This is a genomic window from Streptomyces sp. NPDC001530 (assembly GCF_042894545.1).
Taxonomy (GTDB): Bacteria; Actinomycetota; Actinomycetes; order Streptomycetales; family Streptomycetaceae; genus Streptomyces.
On record NZ_JBIAVS010000002.1, the window covers coordinates 111,492 to 138,333 of the forward strand.

23 protein-coding genes and 1 pseudogene are annotated in these 26,842 nt (G+C 71.5%); 11 read left to right on the forward strand and 13 right to left on the reverse strand.

Annotation, left to right across the window (positions count from 1 at the left end; all coding sequences use genetic code 11):
* Positions 1-59 precede the first annotated feature (59 nt).
* The gene (locus ACFY0T_RS03415; RefSeq protein WP_388864314.1) at positions 60-860 is read left to right on the forward strand and encodes a helix-turn-helix domain-containing protein; all 801 of its coding nucleotides are present in this window, start codon (positions 60-62) and stop codon (positions 858-860) included.
* Here the strand turns inward: ACFY0T_RS03415 and ACFY0T_RS03420 are convergent, their stop codons facing one another.
* Genes ACFY0T_RS03420 through ACFY0T_RS03430 form a run of 3 tightly spaced genes read right to left on the reverse strand, consistent with a single transcriptional unit; the run spans position 861 to position 3,890 of the window.
* Positions 861-2,243 (reverse strand): bifunctional RNase H/acid phosphatase, encoded by a 1,383-nt coding sequence (locus ACFY0T_RS03420; RefSeq protein WP_388864315.1) that lies wholly within the window; start codon positions 2,241-2,243, stop codon positions 861-863. It lies immediately after the preceding gene.
* Between the two features lie 55 nt (positions 2,244-2,298).
* Positions 2,299-3,042, reverse strand: a complete 744-nt coding sequence (locus tag ACFY0T_RS03425; RefSeq protein WP_388864726.1) for a zinc ribbon domain-containing protein — start codon at positions 3,040-3,042, stop codon at positions 2,299-2,301.
* Entirely contained in the window at positions 3,039-3,890 is an 852-nt protein-coding gene (locus ACFY0T_RS03430; protein WP_388864316.1) for a Nif3-like dinuclear metal center hexameric protein, read from the reverse strand. The genes ACFY0T_RS03425 and ACFY0T_RS03430 overlap by 4 nt, the downstream gene beginning before the upstream one ends.
* 244 nt (positions 3,891-4,134) lie before the next feature.
* Between ACFY0T_RS03430 and ACFY0T_RS03435 the strand changes: the two are divergent.
* The 3 genes and pseudogenes from ACFY0T_RS03435 to ACFY0T_RS03445 all read left to right on the forward strand — a co-directional run.
* A pseudogene (locus tag ACFY0T_RS03435) lies at positions 4,135-5,283 on the forward strand (hypothetical protein); the annotation flags it as partial.
* 834 nt (positions 5,284-6,117) lie between these two features.
* Positions 6,118-6,279 carry a hypothetical protein gene (locus ACFY0T_RS03440; RefSeq protein WP_388864317.1) on the forward strand — a complete coding sequence of 54 codons (162 nt, stop codon included), beginning with the start codon at positions 6,118-6,120 and terminating at the stop codon, positions 6,277-6,279.
* A 323-nt stretch (positions 6,280-6,602) separates the two neighbouring features.
* Positions 6,603-7,715 (forward strand): LuxR C-terminal-related transcriptional regulator, encoded by a 1,113-nt coding sequence (locus ACFY0T_RS03445; RefSeq protein WP_388864318.1) that lies wholly within the window; start codon positions 6,603-6,605, stop codon positions 7,713-7,715.
* A 3-nt stretch (positions 7,716-7,718) separates the two neighbouring features.
* Here the strand turns inward: ACFY0T_RS03445 and ACFY0T_RS03450 are convergent, their stop codons facing one another.
* The 3 genes from ACFY0T_RS03450 to ACFY0T_RS03460 all read right to left on the reverse strand — a co-directional run bounded on the left by ACFY0T_RS03450 (position 7,719) and on the right by ACFY0T_RS03460 (position 10,932).
* A complete protein-coding gene (locus ACFY0T_RS03450; protein ID WP_388864319.1) occupies positions 7,719-8,657 on the reverse strand; it encodes a 3-oxoacyl-ACP reductase in 939 nt (312 codons plus the stop codon).
* 67 nt (positions 8,658-8,724) lie between these two features.
* Positions 8,725-9,810 carry a Zn-dependent alcohol dehydrogenase gene (locus ACFY0T_RS03455; RefSeq protein WP_388864320.1) on the reverse strand — a complete coding sequence of 362 codons (1,086 nt, stop codon included), beginning with the start codon at positions 9,808-9,810 and terminating at the stop codon, positions 8,725-8,727.
* A gap of 246 nt (positions 9,811-10,056) precedes the next feature.
* Complete coding sequence (locus ACFY0T_RS03460; protein WP_388864321.1) at positions 10,057-10,932, reverse strand: MaoC/PaaZ C-terminal domain-containing protein; 876 nt, start codon at positions 10,930-10,932, stop codon at positions 10,057-10,059.
* Between the two features lie 323 nt (positions 10,933-11,255).
* Between ACFY0T_RS03460 and ACFY0T_RS03465 the strand changes: the two genes are divergently transcribed.
* The 3 genes from ACFY0T_RS03465 to ACFY0T_RS03475 are packed head-to-tail and all read left to right on the forward strand — an operon-like array spanning position 11,256 to position 14,206.
* Positions 11,256-12,167 (forward strand): ABC transporter ATP-binding protein, encoded by a 912-nt coding sequence (locus ACFY0T_RS03465; RefSeq protein WP_388864322.1) that lies wholly within the window; start codon positions 11,256-11,258, stop codon positions 12,165-12,167.
* Positions 12,167-12,886 (forward strand): ABC transporter permease, encoded by a 720-nt coding sequence (locus ACFY0T_RS03470; RefSeq protein ID WP_388864323.1) that lies wholly within the window; start codon positions 12,167-12,169, stop codon positions 12,884-12,886. Before ACFY0T_RS03465 ends, ACFY0T_RS03470 begins: the two co-directional genes overlap by 1 nt.
* A 15-nt stretch (positions 12,887-12,901) precedes the next feature.
* Positions 12,902-14,206 (forward strand): sensor histidine kinase, encoded by a 1,305-nt coding sequence (locus ACFY0T_RS03475; protein WP_388864324.1) that lies wholly within the window; start codon positions 12,902-12,904, stop codon positions 14,204-14,206.
* Here the strand turns inward: ACFY0T_RS03475 and ACFY0T_RS03480 are convergent.
* Entirely contained in the window at positions 14,203-15,048 is an 846-nt protein-coding gene (locus ACFY0T_RS03480) for a LysR family transcriptional regulator (RefSeq protein ID WP_388864325.1), read from the reverse strand. The two genes, ACFY0T_RS03475 and ACFY0T_RS03480, sit on opposite strands and share 4 nt — an antisense overlap.
* Before the next feature lie 149 nt (positions 15,049-15,197).
* Here ACFY0T_RS03480 and ACFY0T_RS03485 point away from each other — a divergent pair, with 149 nt between their 5' ends.
* Both ACFY0T_RS03485 and ACFY0T_RS03490 read left to right on the forward strand, forming a co-directional pair.
* Entirely contained in the window at positions 15,198-16,088 is an 891-nt protein-coding gene (locus tag ACFY0T_RS03485) for an NAD(P)H-binding protein (protein ID WP_388864326.1), read from the forward strand.
* Between the two features lie 263 nt (positions 16,089-16,351).
* The gene (locus ACFY0T_RS03490) at positions 16,352-16,984 is read left to right on the forward strand and encodes a response regulator (protein ID WP_388864728.1); all 633 of its coding nucleotides are present in this window, start codon (positions 16,352-16,354) and stop codon (positions 16,982-16,984) included.
* Between the two features lie 59 nt (positions 16,985-17,043).
* Here the strand turns inward: ACFY0T_RS03490 and ACFY0T_RS03495 are convergent, their stop codons facing one another.
* From ACFY0T_RS03495 to ACFY0T_RS03515, 5 genes are all read right to left on the reverse strand, one after another.
* Positions 17,044-17,877 carry a hypothetical protein gene (locus ACFY0T_RS03495; protein ID WP_388864327.1) on the reverse strand — a complete coding sequence of 278 codons (834 nt, stop codon included), beginning with the start codon at positions 17,875-17,877 and terminating at the stop codon, positions 17,044-17,046.
* A complete protein-coding gene (locus tag ACFY0T_RS03500; RefSeq protein WP_388864328.1) occupies positions 17,877-18,416 on the reverse strand; it encodes a SigE family RNA polymerase sigma factor in 540 nt (179 codons plus the stop codon). The genes ACFY0T_RS03495 and ACFY0T_RS03500 overlap by 1 nt, the downstream gene beginning before the upstream one ends.
* A 74-nt stretch (positions 18,417-18,490) precedes the next feature.
* On the reverse strand, positions 18,491-19,909 hold the full coding sequence (locus ACFY0T_RS03505) for an MFS transporter (protein WP_388864329.1): 1,419 nt from the start codon (positions 19,907-19,909) through the stop codon (positions 18,491-18,493).
* A 215-nt stretch (positions 19,910-20,124) separates the two neighbouring features.
* Positions 20,125-21,333, reverse strand: coding sequence for a lipid-transfer protein (locus tag ACFY0T_RS03510; RefSeq protein WP_388864330.1), 1,209 nt, complete (start codon positions 21,331-21,333; stop codon positions 20,125-20,127).
* A 10-nt stretch (positions 21,334-21,343) separates the two neighbouring features.
* Positions 21,344-23,518 (reverse strand): acyl-CoA dehydrogenase, encoded by a 2,175-nt coding sequence (locus ACFY0T_RS03515; RefSeq protein WP_388864331.1) that lies wholly within the window; start codon positions 23,516-23,518, stop codon positions 21,344-21,346.
* A 249-nt stretch (positions 23,519-23,767) separates the two neighbouring features.
* On the opposite strand from ACFY0T_RS03515, the gene ACFY0T_RS03520 reads away from it, so the two are divergent.
* Together ACFY0T_RS03520 and ACFY0T_RS03525 are read left to right on the forward strand one after the other, a co-directional pair.
* A complete protein-coding gene (locus ACFY0T_RS03520) occupies positions 23,768-25,507 on the forward strand; it encodes an MFS transporter (RefSeq protein ID WP_388864332.1) in 1,740 nt (579 codons plus the stop codon).
* 83 nt (positions 25,508-25,590) lie between these two features.
* The gene (locus tag ACFY0T_RS03525; RefSeq protein ID WP_388864333.1) at positions 25,591-26,241 is read left to right on the forward strand and encodes a class I SAM-dependent methyltransferase; all 651 of its coding nucleotides are present in this window, start codon (positions 25,591-25,593) and stop codon (positions 26,239-26,241) included.
* A 47-nt stretch (positions 26,242-26,288) separates the two neighbouring features.
* On the opposite strand, the gene ACFY0T_RS03530 is transcribed toward ACFY0T_RS03525, so the two are convergent.
* On the reverse strand, positions 26,289-26,792 hold the full coding sequence (locus ACFY0T_RS03530) for a hypothetical protein (protein WP_388864334.1): 504 nt from the start codon (positions 26,790-26,792) through the stop codon (positions 26,289-26,291).
* Positions 26,793-26,842: the final 50 nt, after the last annotated feature.

Genomic DNA, 26,842 nt, shown 5'->3' on the forward strand with positions numbered 1-26,842 from the left:
ATGACGGATCGTCGGGTCGCCCGCGCGTCGATGTCGTACCCATGACGTACAACTGATCCATGACCACGAGCATCGCGACCGGACCCCCTCCCTTCGCCCGGGAGCTGTTGCGCTGGCGCACCGTGCGCCGGGTCAGTCAGCTGGAACTCGCCTCGCGGGCGGGGACGACGCAGCGGTACGTCAGCTTCATCGAGCGCGGGCGTTCGGTGCCGGGCAGGGAGATCGTGATCAGGCTCGCCGAGTCACTGGGCCTGACGCTGCGGGAGCGCAACTCGCTGCTCTTGGCGGCCGGTTACGCGCCCGCGTTCGCCGAGTCACCGCTCGACGCGGTCGCCCTGAAGCCCGTACGGGAGGCGCTGGACAGCATTCTCGAAGGGCACCTTCCGTATCCGGCGGTGGTGGCGGGGCCACGCGGTGAACTCGTCGCGGCCAACGCGGCGTTCGACGTCCTCACCGAGGGGGCGGACTCTTCGCTGCTCGAACCGCCCGTCAACGTACTGCGGCTCGCGCTGCATCCACGCGGGATGGGGTCACGGGTGGTGAACCTGGACGCGTGGGGGCAGCACATCGTGGAGAACCTACGGGCCCGGGCCGTGCGCAGCCCGGACCCCCAACTCGACGCGCTGGCCGATGAGTTGGCGGAGTACGTGCCGGCGAGCGAGCCCGGCGCGGACTACCTCGGCTTCGCCGTACCGCTGCGACTGCGCTGCCCGGAGGGCGAGTTGAGGCTGCTCACCACGCTGACGTCGTTCGCGACGGCCGTGGACGTCACGCTCGCCGAGCTCCACCTGGAGGCGTTTCTCCCGGCGGACCGGGAGACCGCCGAGATCCTGCGGAAGAGAGCTGCCCAACGTAGGTGATTAGCGCAGGTGAGACGTGTCGTTGAACAGGCGGACGCTCGCGTTGCCGTCCGCGTAGTACGCCACCGCCGAGAGGGAGGCCGCGGACAGTTCCATGCGGAACAGGGACTCCGGCGGGGCGCCGAGGGCGAGGCGTACGAGGGTCTTGATCGGGGTCACGTGCGTGACGAGCAGGACGGTGCGGCCCGCGTACGAGGCGATCAGCTTGTCGCGGGTGGTGGCGAGGCGACGGGCGGTCGCCGCGAAGCTCTCGCCGCCGCCGGTCGGTTCGGCCTTCGGCGAGGCGAGCCAGGCGTTCAGGTCGTCGGGGTAGCGCTCCCGCACCTCGCCGAACGTCAGCCCCTCCCAGGCGCCGAAGTCCGTCTCGCGCAGCCCGTCCTCGATGACGACGTCGAGCCCGAGGCGGGCGGCGACGGCGCCCGCGGTCTGCCGGGTCCGTGCGAGCGGCGACGCCACGATCGCCTGGATCGTGCCGCGCGCGGCCAGTGCGGCGGCGACGCGTTCGGCCTGCTCCCGGCCCACGTCCGAGAGTGACGGATCGGTTCCGCCGCTGCCGGAGAAGCGCTTCTGGGGGGTCAGCGGGGTCTCGCCGTGGCGCAGGAGTACGAAGGTGGCGGGGGCGCCCATGTCGGGGGCTGTGCCCCAGCCGACGGTCGGTGCGGGGGTCGCCCCGGATTCCCGGGTTGCCCCACTCGCCACGTTCCGCGCGGCGCGCGCATCGGTGTCCGCCTTCGCGGCTGCGCCGCCGGGGGTCGTCAGGCTGCGGGCCGGTGGGGGCTGGTCGCGCAGTTCCCCGCGCCCCTTACGGGGCGCTCCCGAGCCCGGCGCTCCCGAGCCCGGCGCTGCCAGCGCCGCCCGTGCCCTCGCCGCGCCCGCGGCCGCATCACCCGGCGGGCCCGACGGCTGAGGAGCCGCAGCCCTCGCCGCCCTCGCCTCCAGCTCCGCCGTCGAAGCCGACGCCGACCACTGTTCGCCGCGCCTGCCCGCGTCCATGGCCTCGTTGGCGAGCCGGTCCGCGTGCTTGTTCTGCTCGCGCGGGATCCACTCGTATGTGACCTGGTCGGGCGGGAAGATCCGGGCCGCCTCGGCGGCCAGGGGCTTCATGTCCGGGTGCTTGATCTTCCAGCGGCCGGACATCTGCTCGACGACGAGCTTGGAGTCCATGCGGACCCGGACCGAGGCGGTCGGGTCCAGTTCGTGGGCCGCGCGCAGGCCCGTCACCAGCCCCCGGTACTCCGCGACGTTGTTGGTGGCGATGCCGATGTACTCGGCGCGCTCCACCAGCGTCTCCCCGGTGGCCGCGTCGATGACCACGGAGCCGTAGCCCGCGGGCCCCGGGTTGCCCCGGGAACCGCCGTCGGCCTCGACGATGAACTCCCGCACGCGTCAAGCCCCTTACAGACTTCTCGCAGACCTGCAGACCTGCAGGCCTACGGACTTACAGACCGGACTCGGACGTGCGCACCAGGATGCGACGGCAGTTCTCGCAGCGCAGCACGGTGTCCGGGGAGGCCGCCTTCACCTCGTTCACCTCGGTGATGTTGAGCTCGAGGCGGCAGCCCTCGCAGCGGCGCTGGTAGAGCCGGGCGGCGCCGATGCCGCCCTGCTGCTCGCGCAGCTTGTCGTAGAGCTTGAGGAGGTCGGCGGGGATGGTGCCGGAAATGACCTCGCGCTCCTTGGTCACCGTCGCCGCCTCGCCGTCGAGGGACTCGAAGGCGGCGTCACGGCGCGCGGTCGCGTCGTCGATCTTCGACTGGACGGAGGAGACGCGCTCGGTCAGTTCGGCGACCCGCTCCTGGGCGGACTCGCGGCGCTCCATGACCTCCAGGACGACGTCCTCGAGGTCGCCCTGGCGCTTGGCGAGGGAGGTGATCTCGTGCTGGAGGTTCTCCAGGTCCTTGGGGGACGAGACGGCACCCGAGTCGAGGCGCTTCTGGTCGCGGGCGGCGCGCTGGCGCACCTGGTCGACGTCCTGCTCCGCCTTGGTCTGCTCGCGGGCGCAGTCACTCTCTTCCGTCTGCGCGGCGACGAGCAGGTCGCGCAGCTGCGTGAGGTCCTTGTTCAACGACTCGATCTCGGCGTGCTCGGGCAGCGACCTCCGCTTGTGCGCCAGCTGCTGGAGGCGTACGTCGAGGGCCTGGACGTCGAGGAGTCGGATCTGGTCGGCGGGCGCGGCGTTCAGTTGGGGGCTCCTGATGTATCGGTGGTGGAGGCCGCGTGGGCGGTCCAGGGGTCGGTGACCGTTTTGGAGACGTGGACGCGAAGTCCCCATCCGTGCCGGTCGGAGATCTCGTCGAGCTGGGCGGCGGCCAGCTCGCACCAGGGCCACTCGGTGGCCCAGTGCGCCGCGTCGAGCAGCGCGAGAGGGCTGTGGGCGCGGGCCTCGGACGCCGGGTGGTGGCGCAGGTCCGCGGTGAGGAAGGCGTCCACGCCGGCGGCGCGCACATCGTCGAAGAGGCTGTCGCCGGAGCCGCCGCTGACCGCGACGGTCCGTACCAGCGCCTCGGGGTCGCCCGCGACGCGGATGCCCTGCGCGGTGGCGGGCAGCCGCTCGGCGGCGCGCGCGGCGAGTTCGCGGACGGCCAGCGGGTGGTCCAGCTCGCAGACGCGGCCGAGTCCGCGGCGGCCTTCCGGGTCACTGGGGTCCGGCACGAGGGGCCGTACGACCCGCAGGTCCAGGGCGCCCGCAAGGGCGTCGCTGACGCCCGGATCGGCGCGGTCCGCGTTCGTGTGCGCGACGTGCAGCGCGATGTCGTTCTTGATCAGGGTGTGCACGACGCGGCCCTTGAAGCTGGTCGCCGCCACCGTCGTCGTACCGCGCAGATAGAGCGGATGGTGGGTGACGAGCAGATCCGCACCCAGCTTCACCGCCTCGTCGACGATGTCCTGGACCGGGTCGACGGCGAACAGTACGCGCGTGACCTCCTGGTCGGGGTCGCCGCAGACGGTGCCGACCGCGTCCCATCCCTCGGCCCTCTCGGGGGGCCAGAGGGCGTCGAGCGCGGCGATGACTTCAGACAGACGGGGCACGAGCAAAGGCTACCTGCCTCAGGTCCGTGCCCGACCGGTCGCGGGCCACTCGACCAGGGCCCCGGCGACGGACGCGCCACGGCCGCTCTGGCCTCGCCCCCGCCTCCCCACCACCGTTCAGCACATCCGCCCCCGTTTCCTCAGGCGAATCCCGACATGGCCACCCTTATGTGTGAAGCGGCCGCCCGTCGGTCCCACGTCTGTGCGTGCGAAAACTAGCTTCGTCGTCGGAGGTGACCGAACGATGACGGCCTGTGCGACGGAGCCCGCTGCGGAGAACCAGAGCGAGAACGAGAACGGGAACGACTGGACCGCCCGTCCCGCCTGTGTGATCACCGCTGACGGCACGTACGCGGCACGCCTCGCCCTCGACGGCGAGTCCTGGTATCCGGAGCGCTGGACGCTGGACGGCCCCGAGCCGTACGCCGTACCGCTGCCCGGCCACCAGCCGGAGGAGCCCGGCACCGAGGTGCTGCCGCTGACCGACGGGAGGGTGCTGATCCACCGCCTCACGGACGGACGGCACGTCTTCTCTCTCCTGTACCCGACCGGGCCCGGCACCGGTGAGCTGCCGCTCGGCGCGGTGGAGTGCCCCGACGAGGGCACCCGGCTGCGGCTGCTGCCACCCGCGCCAGGCGGGGTACGGGCGTACGCCCTCGCCGTGGGCCGTGACTCCACGGCGGTGTGGCTGGTGGCGGGCGGCGCGTTCGGCCCCGAACACCTGGCCGAGGTGCCGGGCCGCTGCGCGGGCGGGGTGTGGCTGGACGGCACGGGCCGACTGCTTGCCCTGGACCGCTTCCAGTACGGCCGCACCAAGACGGTCGTCGTCGACCTGGAGCGCGGCGGCGAGGTGTCACCGCTCCTCCAGATCGCCGAGTACAGCAACGACCGTCTGCTCCTCGCGGACGCCGGCAGCGGACTCCTCCTCATCCGCTCCGACGCCCCGTCCCCGGGCCACGACCGCCTCGGCTGGGGTGTCCTCGGCAGCACCCTCCCGGTCCGCTTCCCGGACTGCCTGCGCGCGACGGACTGCGCGGTGACTCCCTTCGCCATCCAGCCGGGCCAAGTACTCACCCCCGAGACCTGCGCGGTCGCCCTGCGCATCGACGGCCCGGCGGGCACCTGGCTGGGCATCTGGCGCCCCGCCGAACGCCAGGTCCACCACTTCCCGGCCCCCGAGGGCTGGTTGGCGGGGGCCGGCCTGTGGACCAAAGAGGGGGTGCTCCAACTGCCGTACGCGACGGGGGCGGTGCCGTGCGGCGTGGCCCGGGTGGGAGCGCCCACGAGAATGGGGGAAGGGGGCCCTGTCCGGGACGCCGGCCAGGGCCCCGAGCCACACCCACCGCCCCGCCCGGTCCCCCTCCAACAGGCCCCCCTGAGGGGCCGGGTGGCACATGCGCCCCGTCCGCCCCTCGGGGACGAGACGCCCCAGGCCGGCAATCTCCTGGCCCGCCCGACACGTGCGGACGATCCTGCCCCCACCGGCAGTCTCTTGGCCCATCCGACGCTTGGGAGCGAGACGACCCAGGCGGGCATTCTCTTGGCCCGTCCCACACGTGCGAATGAGGCGGCCCCGGCCGGAAATCTTTTGACCCGTCCGACGCTCGGGAACGCGACTGCCCAGGCCGGCAGCCTCCCCGCCCATCCGACACCTGGGCACGCGACCGCCCAGGCCGGCGGCCTCCCCGCCCTTCCGACACCTGGGCACGCGACCGCCCAGGCCGGCGGCCTCCCCGCCCTTCCGACACCTGGGGAGGAGACTGCCCAGGCCGGTGATCTTTTGACCCGCCCCACACTTGGGAACGAGACAGCCCCGACCGGCAATCTGCCAGCCCGTCCGGCGGTTGAGGGAGACGAGGCCGTTAACGCCGCCTCAGCCAGTCCGGGCTTCAGGGCCGAGGCTGCCCAACCACGCTGGGTGCTCGTCGGCACGGTCGCGCCGCCCTGCACCCGCCCGGCGCTGGACGACGGCACCGTGAGCCCCACCCCTCACCCCACCCACCCTCGCCGACAGCTTTTTCGGCCCGGGCCGACAGTCCTCAGCCTGCCCGGCGATTGATGACGAGGCCGTCCAGGCCGAAGGGGGGTCTGGGGGCACAGCCCCCAGGTACGGGAAGGGTAGGGGCAGTGGGGGCGAAGAACTCTCCCCCACCGACACCCCCGTCATGACCGCCGGTTAGAATCCCCCGGCTGTAAGAAGGATCTTGCATACGGGGTGAACACTTCAATGAGCGACACCAGCACCATGGAACCGCGGGTCACCGGACCCGAAGCCACGGCCCACGCCGAAGGCCACGGCAAGCACCGCGGCCCGATCTCCGGCCACGACGACGAGGCGACCCCACAGGGCCGCCACCGCAAGCCGTCCGACCAGGACACCGCGGCCTGACGGTACGTCGAAAACGCAACACGGCAACGCCACACGGCCCCGCTCGCACCACGGCGAGCGGGGCCGTTCTGTGCGGGGCTCCCCCGGGCCCCACGCGCGGGCGACATCCGACTTCCCCGACTCGGGAAGACTCCCCGACCCGGGAAGACTCCCCGACTCGGGAACACTCCCCGACTCGGGATGACTCCCTCGTGTCGGCGCGACTCCCCCTTGTCCGGGCGAGAACCGACCCCCACAATCGAGACCCACAGTACGGAACTGACATCCACGGGGGTATCCCAGATTCCTGGGATATGACGGGCCGATATTCCGGGGACACGCCGATGATCCTGTCCGAGACCACCGCCCGCCTCGAACGCGACCTCCGCGGCAAGTTGAGCGCCCTGTCCGTCCTCGACCACACCACCCGCGTACTGCTGGACGCCGTACCCGCGGACATCTGGTGTGGAGTGGTCCTGGACCCCTCGACGCTCCTGGACACCGGCGGCCAGCACGAGTCCGGCTTCCCGGAGTCGAGCATGCGCCGCCTCTTCGAGATCGAACACGTGGAACAGGACGACGTCGACAACCTGCGCGCGCTGACCCGGCGTCCGGGCAAGGTGAGCCTGCTCAGCCGGTCCACGCACGGGCGGCTCGACGACAGCAAGTACTACCGGGAGATCCTCCAACCGCTGGGCCTCACCGACGAGTTACGGGTCCTGCTGCGGGACGGCCGGCGCACCTGGGGCCTGCTCGTCCTGTGCCGGGACGCGCACACCCGCCCCTTCTCCTCCACCGACCTCGCCGTCGCCGAGGCCGTGAGCGCGCCGGCCTGCTCCGCGCTGCGCCGCTCACTGCTGCTGTCCGGTGTGGACGCGGGCCCGCTGCCGGACGCGCCGGGCTGGGTGGTGCTCGGCGGCGACCTCTCCGTGCGGTCGATGTCGCCGACGGCGCACCACTGGATCGACCAGCTGCAGGAGCGGCACGCACCGGGCCGCGACGAGACGGCCCCGTACCTGCTGCGGGCGCTGGCCGTGCAGGCCCGGGGCGAACAGGCCGGCGCGGGCGCGCACGTGCGGGCGCCCACGAGCGCGGGCCGCTGGATCTCGCTGCGGGCCTGGCCCGTCGACCAGGGCGGTGAACCCACCACCGTGGTCTCCGTCGGGCCCACCGACCCCGCCGAGCTGACCGCGCTGGTCCTCGACGTGTACGGGCTGTCGCCGCGCGCCCGGCAGATCGCCCAGCATGTGCTGCTGGGCCGTTCCACCAGCGAGATCGCCCAGCACCTCAGCGTCTCCGCGTACACGGTGCAGGACCATCTCAAGCAGATCTTCGACAAGGTGGGAGTGCGCAGCCGCCGCGAGCTGGTCGCCGAACTGTTCTTCCGGCACTATCTGCCGCAGCTCGCGGCCCCTCCGCTCTCCACCGACGGCCGACTGCTCAGCCCGGGCGACTGACAGCTACCCGTGCTTGAGCCCCAGCACCTCCACCGCCGCGAACGTCTCGCCCTTCGGGCGGTCCGCGTAGTGCGGAGTGAGCAGCGCGTCCAGTTCGTCGTGAGTGAAGACGTCCTGCTTGGTGTCGAACTTGGCGGCCACCCGCGGGCGTTCGACGATCGCGACCATGCCGCCGTGCACGACGAGCAGCTGACCGTTGACGTGCGCGGCGGCAGGCGAGGCCAAGTAGCCGACGAGCGGGGCGACATGCTCGGGGGCGAGCGGATCCAGCCCCTCGTCAGGCTCGGCGAAGCCGGCGAACACGTCCTCCGTCATACGCGTCCGGGCACGCGGACAGATGACGTTCGCCGTCACGCCGTACTTCGCGAGCGCCAGCGCCGTGGACGTGGTCAGCCCGACGATTCCGCCTTTCGCGGCGGCATAGTTGGGCTGGCCCGCCGAACCCGCGAGGAACGCCTCCGACGACGTGTTCACGATCCGCCCGTACACGGGCCCGTCGACGGTCTTGGAGCGGGCCCGCCAGTGCACGGACGCGAAGTGGATCGTGTTGAAGTGGCCTTTGAGGTGCACCCTGATGACCGAGTCCCACTCGTCCTCGGTCATCGAGAAGACCATCCGGTCGCGCAGGATGCCCGCGTTGTTGACCAGGATGTCGAGCTTCCCGAACTCGGCGACCGCCAACTCGACCAGTGCGCGGGCTTGTTCGTGGTCGGCGACGTCCCCGGTGTGGGCGACGGCACGGCCGCCCGCCGCGCAGATCTCGGCGGCGACCTCCTCGGCGGGTGTGGCCGACGCCTCGCCGGAGCCGTCCCGCCCGGGCTGCCCGTAGTCGTTGACGACGACGGCCGCGCCCAGGCGGGCGAGTTCGAGCGCCTCGGCCCGCCCGAGCCCGCGCCCCGCGCCGGTGACGATCGCGGTCAGCCCTTCAAGTGGCTGTGACATCAAGGTCCTTAGGTCCTGAGGGGTGTGGAGTGTCGCCTGTCGGGTGTGGGGTGTCAGATGTGGCGGGTCAGATCTCGATGCACGTACGCAGGGCGGTGCCGGTACGCATCTGGTCGAGCGCCTCGTTGATCTCGGCCAGCGGCACCCGGTGGGTGATCAGGCCCTCCAGGTCGATACGGCCGGCGCGCCACAGGGCGATGGTCCGCTCGTACGACCGCAGGACGTCCCCACCGCCGTACATCGAGGGCAGGATCCGCTTCTCGTCGAAGAACAGCTCGAACATGTTGAGCTGGAGGAAGTCGTCCATGGCGCCCGCGCCGACGACGACGAGCGTGCCGCCGCGGCGGGTGTGGTCGTAGGCGGTCCGAGCGGTGGCGGACCTGCCGACGACCTCGAAGACGTAGTCGAAACCCTCGCCGCCGGTCACCGACTGCTTGGCGTCGGCGAGTTCGTCCGGTGAGATCGCCTTCGTCGCACCGAACTTGAGCGCGGCCTCGCGGCGTGAGGCGACCGGGTCGACGGCGACGATCTCGGCGGCGCCCTTGAGCCGCGCGCCCTGGATCGCGGAGATGCCGACGCCGCCGCAGCCGATGACGGCGACCGACGAACCGGCCTCCACGTCAGCGGTGTTGAGGGCGGCACCGAGACCCGTGGTCACCCCGCAGCCGATGAGGGCCGCGATGTCGAAGGGCACGTCGTCGGGGATGGGGACCGCGCAGCCCGCGTCGACCACGACCTCCTCGGTGAAGGTGCCCGTGCCCGCGAAGCCGAATACATCGGAAGGGCTGCCGCCGGGGCGCTTGAAGTTGGGCGTGCCCGCGTTCATGAAGCCGGCCAGGCACAGTTCGGTCTGCCCGCGCTTGCAGGCGGGACAGACGCCGCAGGCCGGCAGCCAGCAGACGACGACCCGGTCACCGGCCTTCAAGTGGCCCACCCCGTCGCCGACTTCGACGATCTCGCCGGCGCCCTCGTGTCCGGGCACGAACGGCGCGGGCTGCGGCAGCACGCCGTTCATCGCGGACAGGTCCGAGTGGCACAGCCCGGTGGCCCGCACCCGGATCCTCACCTTGCCGGGCCCGAAGCCCACCGCCTCGACGTCGTCGAGGACTTCGAGCTTGTCCTGGCCTATCTCGTGCTGTACGGCTGCGCGCATGGTGCGGCTCCCCTCGGAAGATCCCCTCGAACGTGCTGGAGTGCTGGGAGTACTGGAGGTACTGGAGGTACTGGAGGTACTGGAGGTACTGGAGGTACTGGAGGTACTGGAGGTACTGGGACTGCTGGAGGTACTGGAGGTACTGGAGGTACTGGGAGTACTGGAGGTACTGGGACTGCTGGAGGTACTGGGACTGCTGGAGGTACTGGGACTGCTGGAGGTACTGGGACTGCTGGAGTATCGGGCTCAGGAGTGTTCGACGATCGTGTCGGCCAGCACCGGCGCGTCGTCCCGCTCCACCGCGCTCACCGCCACCTGGACCCCGCCCTCCCGCCGCCACATCCGGATGCGCAGGGTCTCGCTCGGGAAGACGACACCGGCGAAGCGTGTGGTGTACGAGCGGACGCAGGCCACATCCCCGCCGAGCAGCGTGTCGACGACCGCCTTGAGCGTCATGCCGTACGTGCACAGCCCGTGCAGGATCGGCCGGTCGAACCCGGCGAGCTTGGCGAACTCGGGGTCGGCGTGCAGGGGGTTCCAGTCGCCGCAGAGGCGGTAGAGCAGGGCCTGGTCCTCGCGGATCGGCCGCTCGACGGTCTTGTCCGGTGGGCCCGTCGGCGGTTCGAGACGCGTGGATGGTCCCCGGTCTCCTCCCCACCCGCCTTCTCCTCGTACGAAGATCTGGGCGTCGTTGGTCCAGAGCGGGCCGTCGGCGTCGGCGACCTCGGTGCGCATGACGAGGATCGCGGCCTTGCCCTTGTCGTAGACGGCCGCGATGCGCCCGGTGGCGAGCGCCTTGCCCTCGACCGGGATCGGGCGGTGCAGCCGGAGGGTCTGGCCGCCGTGCAGGACGCGGGCGAGGTCGACCTCGACGCCGGGCATGGAGAGGCCGCTGATCACGCCCGGTGAGCCGGCGCCCGCGACGGTGGCGAAGCTCGGCAGGACGTGCAGCCTGGATTCGAGGGTGTAGCGCAGCTCGTCGGGGTCGGTCGCGGGACTGTGTTTGTCAGGATTCCCGGCCGCGCCCACGCCCAGGTGGTAGAGCTGGACGTCCTTGTGACTCCAGGTGATCTCTCCGGTCCGGGGTTCGGCGGCGACGGCCTTGGCGGCGTCAATGGGCATGGGGCTCCTGATCGCTAGAGCGAGAGACCTCGGTGCGGCCGTCCGCACCGTCGGTCGCACCGAGGTCGACACTGGGCCGCGGAACCCGCCCGTTCTAGAACGCGTTCCAGTCCGGCGAACCCCTGTATAGCCCAGCGCCCAGCACTTGTGAAGACTACTGACGCCATGTCAGATCCGTGCGCCGGACCCGTGCACCAGACCCGTGTTGCACCAGACCCGTGCGCCGGACCCGTGCCAGATCCGTGCGCCTATGACATTTGTCCCGGCCGATTGCTGACAAGTGCATCTGCCGGGTCCGGCTCCCCGCTCATAGCGTCGTACCCATGAAACAGACGACTGGGACACCGTCCGCCGTGTCCTTCGCGGGGGCGGTCAAGAGCTTCGGGGACGTGCGCGCCGTGGCGGGGGTGGATCTGGAGATAGGGCGCGGCGAGACGGTCGCGCTGCTCGGGCGCAATGGCGCCGGGAAGTCGACGGCCATCTCGTTGCTGCTCGGCTTGAACGAGCCCGACGAGGGGTCGGTCGCGCTCTTCGGCGGGCGCCCGGAGGCCTCCGTGCGCGCCGGGCGGGTCGGCGCGATGCTGCAGGAGGCGCGGCCGGTGCCGCGCGTCACCGTCCAGGAGCTGGTCTCCTTCGTGGCCGGGCGCTACCCGGCGCCTTTGCCGGTGACCGAGGCGCTGGAGCTCGCGGGCATCGCGGAACTGGCGGGGCGGCGCGTTGACCGGCTCTCCGGCGGGCAGGCACAGCGGGTGCGGTTCGCGGTGGCGCTGGCCGGGAACCCCACGCTGATCGTGCTCGACGAGCCGACCGCCGCGCTGGACGTGGAGGCGCGGCGCGCCTTCTGGGAGTCGATGCGGGCGTATGCGCGACGCGGTCACACGGTGCTGTTCTCCACGCACTATCTGGAGGAGGCCGACGCGCACGCCGACCGGATCGTCGTCATCGACCGCGGGCGGATCGTCGCGGACGGCACCGGCGAGCAGCTCAAGCGGTCGGTGGGCGGCAATCTGGTCTCCTTCGACCTGGCGGGGCGTGGCACGGAGGGGCTGACCCTGCTGCCCGGCGTGGTCTCCGTGGAGGTGCGCGGGGACCAGGCCCGGCTGCGGTCGGACGACTCGGACGCGACGGTGATCGCGCTGGCCGAACTGGGGGCGATACGCGGCCTGGAGGTCGTCCCCGCGTCGCTGGACGACGCGTTCTTGGCGCTCACGTCAAGCGTTCTGGAGACGGTGTGATGCTGGACTATCTGCGGCTCGAAGTGCGCCGGACGCTGCGCGACACCGGATTCGTGATCGGCGGGATCGCGATGCCGGTGATGATGTACCTGCTGTTCACCAACCTCGGTGACGGTGATGACGGCAGCTGGAAGACCGCCTCGATGGTCGGCCTGGCCGCGTACGGCGCGGTGGGCTCGGCCCTGAACACCGGCGGCGGGGTCGCCGAGGACAAGGTGATCGGCTGGCTGCGGCAGCTGCGGGTGACGCCGATGACGCCGCGCGAGGTGGTGCTCGGGCGCGCGCTGACCGGCTCGGTGACCGTGCTGCCCGCGATCGCCGCGGTGCTGGCGGCGGGCGGCCTGGTCAACGGCGTACGCCTCGATGTCTGGCAGTGGGTGGCGATCGCGCTGCTCCTCTGGCTCGGCTCGATCCCCTTCACGCTGCTGGGGCTCGGCAACGGCTACCGGCTGACCGCGCAGACGACGGGCGTCGCCAACATGGTGTGCAACCTGGGGCTCGCAGTGATCGGCGGCCTGTGGTTCCCGCTCGCCCTCTTCCCGCACTGGCTGCGCTCCGTGTCGGCGTACACCCCCACGAACCGCTTCGCGCAGCTCGGCATATCGGTCGCGGACGGCCATGCTCCGGGCCTCGGCGCGGTGGCGGTACTGACGGCCTGGCTGCTGGCGTTCGGTTCGTACGCTGTGGTCTCGTACCGACGGTCCGCACGGACCGTCTGAACGGGGAGCGGGGACATGTCCTGGATACGAGGGGTCACCTGCCAGGTGAACGAGTGGCGGGCGGCGCGGGCGCGCTGGAAGGCCGACATGGAGCGGTTCAAGGCCGAGCAGCGGGCCGCCCGCAAGAGTGGCGGGAAGATGCCCGAGAATCCGGGCCCGCCGCCCACCGGCTTCGCACTGCTGCCGTGGCTGCTGATGGGCATGGGCGCTTTCTCCAACCTCCTCCAGGGCGAGACGCCGCAGCCCTGGATCGGCGGCCTGGGCCTGCTCACCTTCAACTCCCTCTACGTCTATGTGACGTTCCGCGCCTTCGTGAAGGAGACGCGCGAGTCCCGCTCCACGCGGGTGGCACTCGTCCTGATGGGCCTGGTCACCTGCGGGCTGGCCATCGGGTACGGCGGCAGCTGGCTGTACTTCTTCCCGCTGCTGGGGCTCGCCACCGGGGCCGTTCTGCGGGGCCCGTGGCTCGGTCAGATCGGCCTCGGCGTGACCGCGCTCGCGGCGGTGGTCTCCTTCTTCCGGGCAGGCTGGGACGCGGTGAACGTCGCGTACGGCACGTTCCTGTCGACGATGGTGACCGCCGCGATCCTCTCCCTCTCCGAGGCCGTACGCGAACTGCGCGCAGCCCGCGAGGAGTTGGCGCGCCGCGCCGTCGAGAAGGAACGGATGCGCTTCTCCCGCGACCTGCACGACCTGCTGGGCCACACGCTCTCCGTCATCGTGGTGAAGTCGGAGGCGGCCCGCCGGCTGGCCCCCCGCGACATGACGGCGGCACTGACGCAGATCACCGACATCGAGTCGGTCGGCCGCCAGGCCCTCACGGAGATCCGCGAGGCGGTCACCGGCTACCGCGAGGGCAGTCTCGCCACGGAACTGGACCGCGCCCGCTCGGCCCTGTCCGCGGCGGGCGTCGAGCCGGTCGTACGGCAGTCGGGCCCGCCCCTCGTCCCCCAGGCCGAGGCCCTCCTCGGCTGGGTGCTCCGCGAGGCGGTCACCAACGTCGTACGCCACAGCGCTGCGACCCGCTGCGACATCACCGTCGACGGCACCCCCGAACGCGTCCGCCTGACCATCAGCGACAACGGCACCGGCACCTCCACCGCCGAGCCCGTGGAGGGCATCGGCGGCACCGGCCTCAAGGGCCTCACCGAACGCCTCACCACGGCGGGCGGCTCACTGGAAGCGGGCCCGGTTGCCCGCGGCGGCTTCCAGGTGCGGGCGGAACTTCCGGTGGACGCGGCGGATGCGGCGGACATTTCAAGATCCCTCAGCCGAGACCTGCCTCACTCCGTCCACAACCTCTCCGGACAGAACACCTAGCCCGCTTGCCGGTCCCGCACTTCCTCGGCCACGGACGCGGCGGCGCGGACGAGCGCCGCCGTGGCCGTGGAACGGGACTGCTGCGGCCAGGCGATGACGAGGACCGAGGGCGGTGCGTCCGGGACCGGCCGATAGACGACGCCCGGGCGCGGATAGCGGGCGGCGACGGAGGCGGGCAGCAGCGGGACGACGTCGCCCAGTCCGACGAGCGTGAGCAGTTGGGCGAGGTCGCGGCCCTCGCCGCGGATCTCGTCCAGGTACCGGTGCACGTCGCCGGGGCGCAGACCGAGGTCGGCGAGGGTCAGACGGTCCCGGGCGGCGAGCGGGTGGGCGGCGGCGAGGGCCGCGACGCGCGGTTCGGCCGCCAGCGTCTCGGTGTCCAGGCCGGTGCGGTCGAAGGGCTCGTGGACCAGGGCCGCATCGGCTTCCCCCCGGCGCAGGAGTCGCGGCTGTTCCTGCCAGCCGCACAGCCGGACGGCGACCGGCACAGCCGCCGGCTCGGACGCGAAGCGCGCCAGGATCGGCTCCAGCAGTCCCGCGTCCCCGTCGGCCTTGACGGCCAGGACCAGCTTCGGCTCCGGGGCGGCCGCGCGCTGGGCCCGCCGCCCGGCGGCCTGCAGAGCGTCCAGGGCGATCCTCGCCTCCGCGAGGAGCACCGTTCCGGCCGGGGTCAGCGCCACGCTGTGGGTATTCCGCTCGAAGAGGGTGACGCCCATCTCCGTCTCCAACTGGCGGATCGCGCGGGACAGGGGCGGCGGGGAGATGCCCAGCCGCTCGGCGGCGCGGGCGAAGTTGAGCTCCTCGGCCACGGCGACGAAGTAGCGCAGCGGGCGGGATTCCACGCTCTCCCCCTCTCGTCGGCATTGCCCTGAGGGTAACCACTCAGTATTACCCTCAGGGTAACAATTGGGAGCGGATCGATCCTTCAGTTCGGGCGCGCCAAGCAGCAGGCTCGACGACATCCGTTGAAGCATCCCTCTTGGAGTTGTTCATGATCGTCGTCACCACCCCGACCGGCCAGATCGGCCGGCAGGTCCTCGACCGCCTCCTCGACGCCCCGGACGACACGGCGGGGATCCGGGTGATCGCCCGCGACCCAGCTCGCCTCTCCGAGCGGGTGCGCGAACACGTCGAGGTCGTACGGGGATCGCACGCCGATCCCGCCGTGCTGAAGGAGGCCTGCGCGGGAGCCGACCGCCTGTTCTGGCTGGTGCCCCCGACACCCGGGGCCTACAGCGTCGAGGGTCACTTCCGCGACTTCACCGAGCCACTGCGCGAGGCGATCGGGCGCCAGGGCGTCGAGCGAGTCGTCGGCGTCTCGACCCTGGGGCGCTCAGTGGCGAAGAACGCCGGGCAGATATCTGCGTCGCTCGCCATGGACGAGGCGATCGCGGCGACGGGTGTGCACTACCGGGCGCTGTGCCCGCCGTTCCTGATGGAGAACCTGCTGGGCCAGGCCGACTCCATCCGGAACGCGGGCGTGTTCTTCCTGGCGACGGCGGAGGACCGCGTTCTGCGCACCTGCGCCACCCGCGACATCGCCGCCACGGCGGCCCGGCTCCTGCTCGACGGCTCCTGGACCGGGCAGGACGACGTCCCGCTGGTCGGACCCGACGACCTGTCCCCCGAGGGCATGGCACGCGTCGTCTCCGAGGTGCTGGACCGCCCGGTGCGCGTCCAACGGACCAGCAGCGCGGACTACAAGGCGACGGCGCTGCGCTTCGGGGCGAGCGAGGCCTGGGCGCAGGGACTGGCCGACATGGTGGAGGCCCTGAACGACCAGGGCTTCTACGGTGCCGTCGAGCCGAGCACCCCCAAGTCCGCGCCCACCGGCTTCCGCCAGTGGTGCGAGGACGTACTCAGGCCGGCCGTCCTGGCCTAGGGCTCGCGGATCGGGCCGGCTCCAAGACGCGGATCGGGCCGGCTCCGAGACATGGCGCGCGACCACAACAACCGGCGTCGTCCTGGACACCACCGGCGGAGGCAACCCGGCCATCGGCCGCTGAACTCCAGTGCCGGCCCGCCGATGCGGACCACCAAGGGTGGGCAACCATGCACAGGCGGGCGGGGACTTCCGCTCCCCAACAACCCACCGCACCCACATCGGCAGCGGCCACCGCGACCTACCCTTGCCCCGTGAACGAGATGCCCCAGGACCACCGGCCCGCCAAGTCCATTCGTGTCCTGCTTGCCGAGGATCAGGGAATGATGCGGGGCGCGCTCGCTCTGCTGCTCGGGATGGAGGCGGACATCGAGGTGGTCGCGCAGGTGTCCGCGGGCGACGCGATCGTGGACGCGGCGTTGACGCATCGGCCGGATGTGGCGTTGCTGGACATCGAGTTGCCCGGGATCAGCGGTCTGGACGCCGCCGCCGAACTGCGCGAACAGGCGCCCGACTGCCGGGTGCTGATCCTCACCACCTTCGGGCGGCCCGGGTATCTGCGGCGGGCCATGGAGGCGGGGGCCGCGGGGTTCCTGGTCAAGGACGGGCCCGTGGAGGAGCTGGCCGAGGCGATCCGGCGAGTGCTGACCGGGGAGACGGTCATCGACCCGGCGCTCGCCGCGGCCGCGCTGAGCGCCGGGCCCAATCCGCTCACCGCCCGCGAGTGCGACGTACTGAAGGCCTCCGCGGACGGCGCCACCGTCGCCGACATCGCCGCCAAGCTCCACCTCTCCGAGTCGACCGTCCGCAACTACCTCTCCTCCGCCATCGGCAAGACGGGCACCCGCAACCGCATGGAGGCGATGCGGGAGGCCCGCCAGCAGGGGTGGCTGTAGCCCACGGCCGGCCTCAGGGGCCCGGCGTCGGAGCCGGGCTGCCCGCCCTCTCACTCACCTCACCCCGTCACCTTCACCGACTTGAAGGTCTTGCCCTCCGGCGCGAGGCACACGAACCAGTTGGGCTGGGAGCCCTCGACCGGGCGGATCATCGGCTTCAACTCCTGGCTGAAACCGGCGCCTTCGGGTGCCCTCGGGACCTGGGTCGTCGTGCCGTCGTCCCAGGTGCAGGTGACCTGCCGGGCGGTCGGGGCGACATCACCGATCACCAGCCGCTGGGGTGCGCCGGCCTTGGCGGAGTCACCCGTCGGCAGCGTCATCGCGGCGGACGTGAGGTCCGTGCTCGCCAGCTCGTCGCCCTTCTTGAACTCGCCCCACATCACCGTCTCCGCGTCGTCACCCACGATCCGGTGCACAAAGTGCCAGTCCTTGCCGATCAGGCCCTTGGCCTCCTTCACTCCCACCGGCCGCACCTGGTACTCGCCCATCGCCTCCCACTGGCGCTGTGCCTCCGCCTCGTTCTTCGGCGCCCCCCACACATCGATGGTGATGCTCCAGTCCTTGCCGTTGTCGCGTGCCCGCGCCAAGAGCGTTCGCTGCGGTGCGTACACATGCCGCTGCTCGGCCGTCGGCGGCTGGGTGGCGACCGGCGCGACACGCTTGCCGTCACCGCCCATCGCCCCGGCCAGCGCCAGCGTCCCCGTCGAACCGGCGATCACCAGCGCCGCGGCGGCCGCGACCGCCCAGCGGCGGGCCTTGCGGCGCCGTCCGCCGCGGACCACCGCCTGGTAGGGGGCTATACCGATCTCGACCTCGTCCGCGGCCTCGGCCAGCAGAAAGGCGATGTCCCTGTGTGTCGCCATGTCGTGGTTCGTCTCCCGGTCCGCGCTCATCACTTCCGCCCTCCGTACGTCACCATGTCGGCCAGGCCCGGTATGGCGCGGAGTTTCGCGATGCCCTTGGCCGCGTTGCTCTTCACCGCGCCCACCGAGCAGCCCATGGCCTGCGCCGCCTGGCTTTCGCTCAGGTCCTCCCAGTAGCGAAGGACCACCGCTTCGCGCTGGCGCGCGGGCAGTTGGGCCAGCGCCTTCAGCAGCGCGCTGCGGTCGTCGGCCTGGGCGATCCGGTCACCGCTGTCGGGCAGCTCGTGCGTGAGGCCCGAGTCGTCCTTCGGCGCGAGGAACTCCTTGAGCCTTCTGCGGTGTTTCCGGGCATGCGCGTTGATCATCACGCGCCGTACATACGCCTCCGGGTCGTCGGCCGCGGCGACTCTGCGCCAGGCCACGTACACCTGCTCCAGCGTCGACTGGACCAGGTCCTCCGCGGCGTGCTGCTCCCCCGCAAGGAGAAATGCCGTACGCATCAACCGCGGCCAGCGGCCGATGACAAAGCTCTGGAACTGCTCGTCCCGAGCCTGCTTCCGATCCCCCATGGGCACCTCCTAGATGTTCAAAGGAGTCCACGAGGATCGGATTTCGTTGCCCCGATTCCGGAAAATCCCGGAACTCAGCGCCGGGCCGTCTTCCGCGGCAGCCACGCCAGCATCACCACCGCCCCGCCCAGCAGCAGGACCCCGCTCGTGCGGAACGCCAGCGCGTACCCGGCCGTCAGGGCCTCCCCCGACGCGCTGTCCCCCGTCCTGGCCGCCGCGATCGTGGACATGACCGCCAGCCCGAGCGAACCGCCCATCGTGCGAGAGGTGTTGACCAGACCCGACACCAGCCCGGCGTCCCCCGGCGCCGCGCCCGAGGTCGCGAGCGAGGCCAGCGGTGTCGCGGCCAGGCCCCCGCCCGCCATCATCAGGATCCCCGGGAACATGATCGCCGTCAGATACGAGCCGTCCGCCGTCATCGTCGACTGCCAGCCGAAGCCCGCCGCGGCCACCAGCGTGCCGAGGACCGCCACATTGCGCGCCCCGACCACCGGCATGAAGCGCGGCGCCAACTTCGAGCCGAGGACCACCGCGAGCGAACTCGGCACCAGCGCGAGCCCGGCGCCCAGTGGCGTGTAGCCGAGCACGTTCTGCGCGTACAGCGTCATGAAGAACCACATACAGAACATCGCGGAGCCGCAGATGAACATGGCCGCGTTCGCCGACGACACCGCCCGCAGCCGCAGCAGCTTCAGCGGCATCAAGGGTGCCTTCGTCCGCGCCTCGACGACCAGGAAGAGTCCGATCAGGGTGAGGCCGGCGAGCAGCGGCACCAACGTCTCCGCCGCCGTCCACCCCTCGGACTCCGTCTGCACGATCCCGTATGCCAGGGTCGCCAGCCCCGCCGTCACCAGCAGCGCGCCCGGCAGGTCCAGGCGGCGCCCGTCCCCGGCCCGGCTCTCCACCAGCCAACGGGCGGCGCCGGTCAGCACCACCGCGCCGATGGGCACGTTGATGAGCAGCACCCACCGCCACGACAGCCCGTCGACCAGCAGGCCGCCGACGAGTCCGCCCGCCGCTCCGCCCCCGGCGCCCACGGCGGTCCAGGTCGCGATGGCCCGCGCGCGGGCGGCGCCTTCCGGGACGGCCGAGGTGAGGATCGTCAGCGTCGAGGGGGCGAGTACGGCGGCGCCCAGCCCCTGAACCGCCCGTGCGACCAGCAGCTGCCAGCCTTCCTGGGCCAGGCCGCCGCCGAGCGAGGCCAGCGTGAAGAGCGCCAGCCCCACCAGGAACATTCGCTTGCGCCCGTACAGATCGCCGGCGCGGCCGCCGAGCAGCATGAAGCCGGCGAAGGCGATCGAGTAGGCGTTCACCACCCACTGCAGGCCTGGGGCGCTCAGGTCGAGGTCGGTGCGCATGGACGGTAGCGCTACGTTGACGACGGACACGTCGAGTACGACCAGGAACTGGCCGGCGCACGCGAGCGCGACCACTACCCAGGTGGGTGGTGCGGTGCGTCCGGATATACGGGTGTCTTCGGCGGCTCGGAGCATGGGTGTCATGCTCTCAACCGGGTTACGGTCCTTGCACGGGATTTCGTCGGGATCCCCGATCCGGGGTCCGGGGTCCAGGGTCCAGGGTCCAGGGTTGGGTGTCTGGCTCGGGTGTCGGGCTCGGGCAGAAGCCGTTTTCGCCCCCTCCGCCCCTACCCGACCCGTACCTGGGGGCTCCGCCCCCAGACCCCCGTATCGGCCTAACGGCCTCGTCCTCAAACGCCGGACGGGCTAAGAATCCGCCGCAGCAACGTCACCACCGCCGCCCCGCCCAGTCCGATGTTGTGTGCGAGGCCGACCTGCGCGCCCGCCACCTGGCGGGCCCCCGCCTCGCCCCTCAACTGCCATACCAGCTCGGCCACTTGCGCGATTCCGGTCGCTCCCAGTGGATGGCCCTTGGAGATCAGTCCGCCTGAGGGGTTGACGACCCAGCGGCCGCCGTATGTCGTGGCGCCCGATGCGACGAGCTTGCCGGACTCGCCCTCTGCGCACATGCCGAGGGCCTCGTAGGTCAGCAGTTCGTTGATCGAGAAGCAGTCGTGCAGTTCTATGACGTCCACGTCCTCGATGCCGAGTCCGGACCGCTCGTACACCTGGCGGGCGGCCTCCCTCGACATGGGCTGTCCGACGACGTCGACGCAGGAGCCGGAGGCGAAGGACTCCTCGGTGTCGGTGGTCATCGCCTGGGCGACGATCTCGACGGCCTGGTGCGCCAACTCGTGCCGCTCGACGAACCGTTCGGAGACGACGACGGCCGCCGCCGCTCCGTCCGAGGTGGGTGAGCACTGGAGTTTGGTCAGCGGCCGGTGGACGGTCCGGGCGGCGAGGATCTCGTCGACGGAGTACACGTCCTGGAACTGGGCGTACTGGTTGTGCGCGGAGTGCCGGTGGTTCTTGGCGCCGACGGCCGCCAACTGCGCCTCCGTCGTCCCGTACTTCTCCATGTGCTCACGCGCCGCGTCGCCGAAGATCTGCGCGGTGGGCGGGGACATCTCGAAGCCGTGCCGGGCCGCCATCACGGCGTAGTGCCTGGCCACGGGGGAGGTCGCGAAGTCACCGCCGTCGGCCCCTCCCCCGAGCGCCCCCCGCTTCATCTTCTCGAACCCCAGCGCCAGTACGCAGTCGGCGCCACCGCCCTCGACGAACTGCCGCGCCAGCATCAACGCGGTCGATCCGGTCGCGCAGTTGTTGTTCACGTTGTAGACGGGCACGCCGGTCAGGCCCAGTTCGTAGGCGGCTCGCTGGCCCGCGGTGGAGGCCTGGAAGCAGTAGCCGACGGGGACCTGTTCCACATCGGCGTACGAAATCCCGGCGTCGGCAAGGGCGTTGGTGCCCGCCTCCTTCACCATGTCCCAGTACTGCCACTCCCGGGTCTCCGGCTTCTCGAACCTTGTCATGCCGACCCCGACGATGTACGCCTTCATGTGTTCCCTCTCAGTCCCTGGGCAGGCCGAGGATGCGCTCGGCGACGACATTGAGCTGGACCTGGGTGGTGCCGCCCGCGATGGTCAGGCAGCGGGAGAGCAGGAAGCCGTGCACGGCGCGCTCACCCGCGCCCTCGCGCAACGCTCCCGCCGGGCCGAGGAGTTCGAGTCCCAGCTCGGCGACCTTCTGCTGGTGCGCGGTCTGCACCAGTTTGCGTACGGAGGCGCCCGCGCCCGGCTCCACGCCGGACACCTGGCGCAGGGTCGTGCGCAGCCCGATGCAGGCCAGTGCGTGCGCCTCGGCGAGGAGAGCGCCGAGGCGCGCTCCCTCGATCTCGTCCGCCCGTGCGATCAGCGCCTCCAGACCGGAGTCGAAGGTCAGCTGGTCGGCCATGTGCACGCGTTCGTTGCCGAGCGTGTTGCGGGCGACGCGCCAGCCGTCGTCGACCTCGCCGACGACCGCGTCCGCGGGCAGCAGTACGTCGTCGAAGTAGACCTCGTTGAAGAGGGAGTCCCCGGTGATCTCCTTCAGGGGGCGGATGTCGATGCCGTCCGTGTTCTTCATGTCGACGACGAAGTAGGTGAGTCCCTTGTGCTGGGGAGCCGCCGGATTCGTCCGCGCGAGGAGGATCCCGTAGTCGGCCCACTGCGCCGAACTCGTCCACACCTTCTGCCCGTTGACTCGCCACCGTCCGTCGGCGGTCCGCTCGGCCCGGGTGCGCAGCGAGGCGAGGTCGGACCCGGCGCCCGGCTCCGAGAAGAGCTGGCACCAGAGCAGTTCCCCGCGCAGGGTGGGCAGCAAGTAGCGCTCCTGCTGCGCGGCGGTCCCGTACGCGATGAGGGACGGTACGACCCAGGTGGCGATCCCCAGATCGCTGATCCGTACGTCCGCCGCCGCCAACTCCTGCTGTACGGCGAGCTGTTGGACGGGACCGGCGCCCAGTCCGTACGGCGGGGGCAGGTGCGGGGCGGCGTACCCCGTGGGCGCGAGCAGCCGCCGTACGGCCGCCGATTCGAGCCCACGCGCGCCTTCGATCACCTCGCGGGCCTCCGCCCGGTACGCGGACGCCTGCTCCGGCAGCTCCAGGCGCAGCTCCCGTCGTACACCGTCCCGTGCGAGCCGGGCGGCCCGCCGCAGGTGTACGTCCCCGGCCCCGAGCAACTGCCGTGCCACCACCGCCCGGCGCAGATACAGATGGGCGTCGTGCTCCCAGGTGAACCCGATCCCGCCGAGGATCTGGATGCAGTCCTTGGCACAGGAGTACGCGGCGTCGAGCGCTACGCCGGCCGCGAGCGCGGACACCAACTCCCGTACATCAGCGGGCTCTCGCGCCGCCCTGGCCGCGTCCCACGTGAGCGCCCGTGCCTGTTCGAGCCGTACGAGCATGTCGGCGCACAGGTGCTTGACGCCCTGGAAGCGGCCGATGGGCCGGCCGAACTGTTCGCGGGCCTTGGCGTACTCGGCGGCGGTGTCCAGCGCCCACGCGGCGGTGCCGCAGGCGTCGGCGGCGAAGAGGACGGCGGCGAGGTCGCGGACCAGCGCCGCGTCGACGGCGAGGACGCGGTCGGCGGGGACCCGTACCCCTTGCGCCCGGACCTCGGCGGTGGCCCGCGTGGGATCAGCGCTCTCGTGGGGCCGTACGGCGAGATCGGTGGCGTCCACGGCCAGCCATACGGTCCCGTTCGCGCTCGAGGCCGCCAGGATCAGGAGGTCCGCGTCGGCGCCGGACAGCACGGGCGGCGCCGTCCCGTCGAGCACGTACCCGCCGTCCGCCGCGACGGCGGTCAGGGCCCCCTCGCCGAACGCCACGGCCGCTACGCGCTCCCCGCACCCCAGCGCCCGTACGAGATCGCCCGACCCCGCCGGCACCGACCCCGCCGGCACCGACCCCGCCAGCACCGCCGACGCCAGCACGCTCGCCACGTACGGCCCCGGTAACGCGGCCCGCGCGGCCTCCTCCGCGACGACGGCGAGGTCGACGAGATCGCCGCCGCCACCGCCGTACGCCTGGGGAAGGTGCACGGCGAGCAGCCCCTGCGCGGCGAGGCCGTCCCAGTACGACGGTCTGCCGCCGCCCGGCGCGTCGAGCAGTTTGCGGACTTCGTCGGGTGGCACGGCGCGCGCGATCCAGCCGCGTACGGCCTCGGCCAGTTCCCGCTGCTCCGGTGTGATCCCGATGCCCATGCGCGCCTCCCGAAGGCCCAAGGTTGGCCAAGGTGCGCGTCAGACTAGAACACGTTTCATTCTGACGGTAGGTCAGATTCTCACGAGAAGGTCAAGAATTCGTTAGTACGCCGAAGCATCGGAATAGTTGCCCGGGCGCACCGGGTTCACCTTGCACGTATCCCGCACGCATCGTCCCTCCCTCTTGCTCCTTGCTCCTTGCTCCTTGCTCCTTGAGCGCTTCTCCTTCCGGCCTGGAGGCCCCACGCAATGACGCACACGACGACCGACCAGCCCACGCGGAGGCCGAGCGGCGCGACCGTGCCGGTGCTCGCCTTCGCGGGCATCGTTGTCGCGGTGATGCAGACCCTGCTCGTCCCGGTCATCAAGGACCTGCCGACGCTGCTGAGCACGGCGCCCAGCAACGCCACCTGGGTGCTGACCTCGACTCTGCTCTCGGGCGCCGTGGCCACGCCGATCATGGGGCGCCTCGGCGACCTCTTCGGCAAGCGGCGCATGCTGATCGCCAGCCTCTCGGTGATGGTGGTCGGCGCCCTGATCAGCGCGGTGACCAGCTCACTGATGCCGATGATCGCGGGCCGTACGCTCCAGGGCTTCGCGATGGGCGCGATCCCACTGGGCATCGGTCTGATGCGCGACATGCTGCCCCGCGAGAAGCTCGGCTCGGCGATGGCCCTGATGAGCTCCTCGATCGGCGTCGGCGGCGGACTCGCGCTGCCCGCCGCGGCCCTGGTTGCCCAACACGCGAACTGGCACGCCCTCTTCTACGGCGCCGCCGGCCTCGGCGTCCTCTCGATCGTCCTCACCCTCCTCGTCGTGCCGGAGTCCCCGATGCGCGCCGAGGGCACCTTCGACGTCCTGGGCGCGCTCGGCCTCTCCGCCGGTCTCGTCCTCTTCCTGCTGCCGATCACCAAGGGCAGCGACTGGGGCTGGACCTCGGGCACCACGCTCGGCCTGTTCGCCGCCGCGGCGGTCGTGCTCGTCCTGTGGGGCGTGATGGAGCTGCGCGTGAAGGCCCCGCTGGTGGACCTGCGCACCACGGCCCGTCCCGCGGTCCTCTTCACCAACCTCGCCTCGATCATGGTCGGCGTCTCCTTCTACGTCGTCTCCCTCGTCCTGCCGCAGCTGCTCCAGCTGCCGAAGGCGACCGGTTACGGCCTCGGCCAGTCGATGGTCGTCGCGGGTCTGCTCGTGGCGCCGCTCGGCCTGACGATGATGGTCACGGCGCCCGTCTACGCCCGCCTGTCGGCCAAGTACGGCCCCAAGGTCACCCTGATCCTCGGCATGCTGATCATCGCGATCGGCTACGGCGCAGGCCTCGGCCTGATGAGCGCCGCGTGGCAGAGCCTCGTCATCGCGGTGGTCCTGGGCGCGGGCATCGGCCTCGCCTACTCCTCGCTCCCCGCGCTGATCGTCGGCGCGGTCCCGGCCTCGGAGACGGGCGCGGCCAACGGCCTCAACACTCTGATGCGTTCCATCGGTACGTCGGTGTCGAGCGCCGTGATCGGCATGGTCCTCGCCAACACCGCGCACCACGTGAACGGCGTCGCGATCCCCACCATGCACGGCTTCCGCGTCTCGTTCCTGATCGCGACGGGCGCGGTCGCGGTCGGCCTGCTGATGGCCCTCTTCCTGCCCCGTAACCGCCCGGCGGCCAAGCCGCAGCTGCGCGCGAGCAGCGAGGAGGACGCCAACCTGGCCCGCGCCGAGGAGGTGCTCGGCGGCTTCCGCGGCCGGGTCCTGGACGCCACCGGCACCCCGGTCGCCCGCGCCAAGGTCACCCTGATCGACCGCCGAGGCCGCCAGGCGGGCGCCACGCTCTCCGCCGAGGACGGCAGCTACGCCCTCGCCGTTCCCACCGAGGGCCCCTACGTCCTGGCCGCCAAAGCCACGGGCCACGGCCCCCTCGCCTCGTCGGCGACGCACGCCGGCGACGACCGTCCGGTCGAGGTGGACCTGGCACTGCCCGGCGCGTCGGTTCCGGCCTGACCTGTACACACCCCCGTCGCGCACGCGGCGGGGGTGTGGTGCACGATGGGCGCCCACGGATTCGTACCACCTGGAGGACCCCCATGCCCGCGGCACCCAAGCCGGAGATCCTCGCCGCCTTCGAGGCCGCGAAGGGGTTCATGCCCGTGGGCGAGGGGCTCGCGCTGTACGAGGCCGCCGTCGAGGCCGGGCGGCTCGGGCTGCCCCTCCTCGAGGTCGGCACGTACTGCGGCCGCTCCACGATCCTGCTCGCCGACGCGGCGCGCGAGGCCGGGGTCACGGCGATCACGGTCGACCACCACCGGGGCAGCGAGGAGCAGCAGCCGGGGTGGGACTACCACGACCCGTCCACGGTCGACCCCGAGATCGGCCGCATGGACACCCTCCCCACCTTCCGCCGCACCCTGCACAAGGCGGGCCTGGAGGACCACGTGGTCGCGATCGTCGGCCGCTCACCGCAGATCGCCGCCTTCTGGCAGACCCCCCTCGGCTTCGTCTTCATCGACGGCGGCCACACCGACGAACACGCGAACGCCGACTACGAGGGCTGGGCACCCCACGTCGCCGAGGGCGGCCTCCTCGTCATCCACGACGTGTTCCCGGACCCGGAGGACGAGTTCACGGGCCAGGCCCCGTACCGCGTCTACCTCCGGGCCCTGGAGTCCGGCGCGTTCACCGAGGTCTCGGTGGCGGACTCACTGCGCGTCCTGCGGCGGACGGGAGCGGGGATCTGAGGGCGCCATCGCGGCCCTCAGCCGTCGTGTGCCGCGCGGTTCGGCGATCACCTTGTGACTTCGGAGCCTTCCGGCAGTAGGGCCAGGAGCTGTGCCCTGTGACCGGGCAGCTCCACTTCCGCGAGGCCCGTGAGGAGGTCTCTCAGGGGCACGAGCTGATCGACCAGGACTGCGCCGTGGGACAGAAGCACGGTGGGCACGGGCGTGTCGAGTTCCGCCTCGCTCAGCATCGGTCCGCCGAGTGCGCACAGGGCGTCCCCTTGGAGGCGGATGCGGTCCCGAAGCCCCGCGTTGCCACCGGCGCGCGCGATGACGCGTTCGATGGTCCAGGTGTCGAGTGCCATGCGGTTGTCGTACGTCGTGTTGGCTCCCGAAGCGACACAGGAGACGGCGGCGATGGTGACGGCATTGACGATGGCGACGTGCGCCAGAATCTGGTCGGCGTTCCACTCGCCGGCCGGCGGGACGGCGTTCGCTTCGCCGGAGTCGGCCACTGTGGCCGCGGCGTCCAGCAGTGCACCGTAAGCGTCCCGAAGCGGCGTGGTGTCCATGACGTCTCCTTACCTTCGGCGCACCTTGCTTTCCGCCTAAGCGATTATGC